Source organism: Campylobacter canis (genome assembly GCF_045504005.1).
Lineage (GTDB): Bacteria > Campylobacterota > Campylobacteria > Campylobacterales > Campylobacteraceae > Campylobacter_A > Campylobacter_A canis.
In genome coordinates this window covers 1-1,370 of record NZ_JBJJXH010000023.1, presented here as the reverse complement: position 1 = coordinate 1,370, position 1,370 = coordinate 1, and the positions used below count along the sequence as shown (strand labels likewise).

Genomic DNA, 1,370 nt, shown 5'->3' with positions numbered 1-1,370 from the left:
ATCCGTTTACGAAAAATATATTATTAACGGCAATTGGTTCGCTCTTGGCGAAAACGATAATACTCTTACTTGGGAAGGCACTCCTAGCGGTATACCGGGCGCTGTATACATGTCCGCAGGATATAGCGCCGACAAAGATGTAGAAGGCAACACTTTAAATTTTAAAGGCAACGATACGGACTATATTCGTAGTTTATACGGCGGATATACGACAAAAGGTATAGCCAAGAAGAATACTCTAAATATAACCGGAGGAAACATAAAAGACAATGCATTTGGAGGAAAAGGCAACTTGGGAGCCTTGGAAAACAAGATAGATATAAGCGGAGGAAATTTTAAAGATAGTTATACAGAAATATATGGCGGACGTTCAGAAGAAGGTGAAGCCAAAGGAAATAGCGCACTCATAGATAAAGTAACCTTTACGGGTAGCACCGGTCAAGGCAATACTGCTATACACGGAGGATATTCACAAAAAGGCGAAGCTAACGGTAATACCGCAACTATAAACGGCGGAACGTTTAAATATATCGCTAATATACATGGAGGATATTCAGGTTCTGCATCCTCTACAAACAATACGGCAACTATAAACGGCGGAACGTTTGAAGATATCGCTTATATATATGGCGGACGTTCACAAAAAGGCGAAGTTAGCGGCAATACGGCAACTATAAACGGCGGAACGTTTAAAGGCTCAAATTATATATACGGCGGACGTTCAGAACAAGACAAAGCTAGCGGTAATACGGCAACTATAACCGGCGGAACGTTTAAAGATGAAGCTATTATGCACGGCGGATATTCAGACAAAGGCGAAGCTAAAGGTAATACCGCAACTATAAGCGGCGGAACGTTTGAAGATAGCGCTTCTATACTCGGCGGATATTCAAACAAAGGCAAAGCTAGCGGTAATACCGCAACTATAAACGGCGGAACGTTTAAAGACTTAACTGATATATACGGCGCATATTCAGAACAAGGCGAAGCTAACGGTAATACGGTAACTATAAAAGGCGGAACGTTTGAAAATAAAGCTTATGTATACGGCGGACGTTCGGCTAAAGAATCCGCTACGAACAATAAGGTAAATTTAGAAAGCGACGATCTTAAGTTGCACGGTATATACGGAGGGTTTTTAAATGCAGGCGACAAAGATCACTTCACGGGCAACACCCTAAACGTAAGAGGCAAAAACATAAAAGCGCAATACATAAACAAATTCGAGTTTTTAAATTTCTACATACCTAAAGGCTTTGATATAACTAAAGACAAGATGCTTGATTTAACTGTCGGTCCCGATCTTACGAATTCTAAGATAGGCGTAGCTATGATAGAGGGAGGAAAGCTGTATAAGGACGATAAAGTAA

At 40.8% G+C, this 1,370-nt stretch carries 1 pseudogene; it reads left to right on the top strand.

Annotated features, from left to right (window positions below):
- Window positions 1-1,370 (top strand): annotated as a pseudogene (locus ACHJH3_RS11225) (hypothetical protein); the annotation flags it as partial.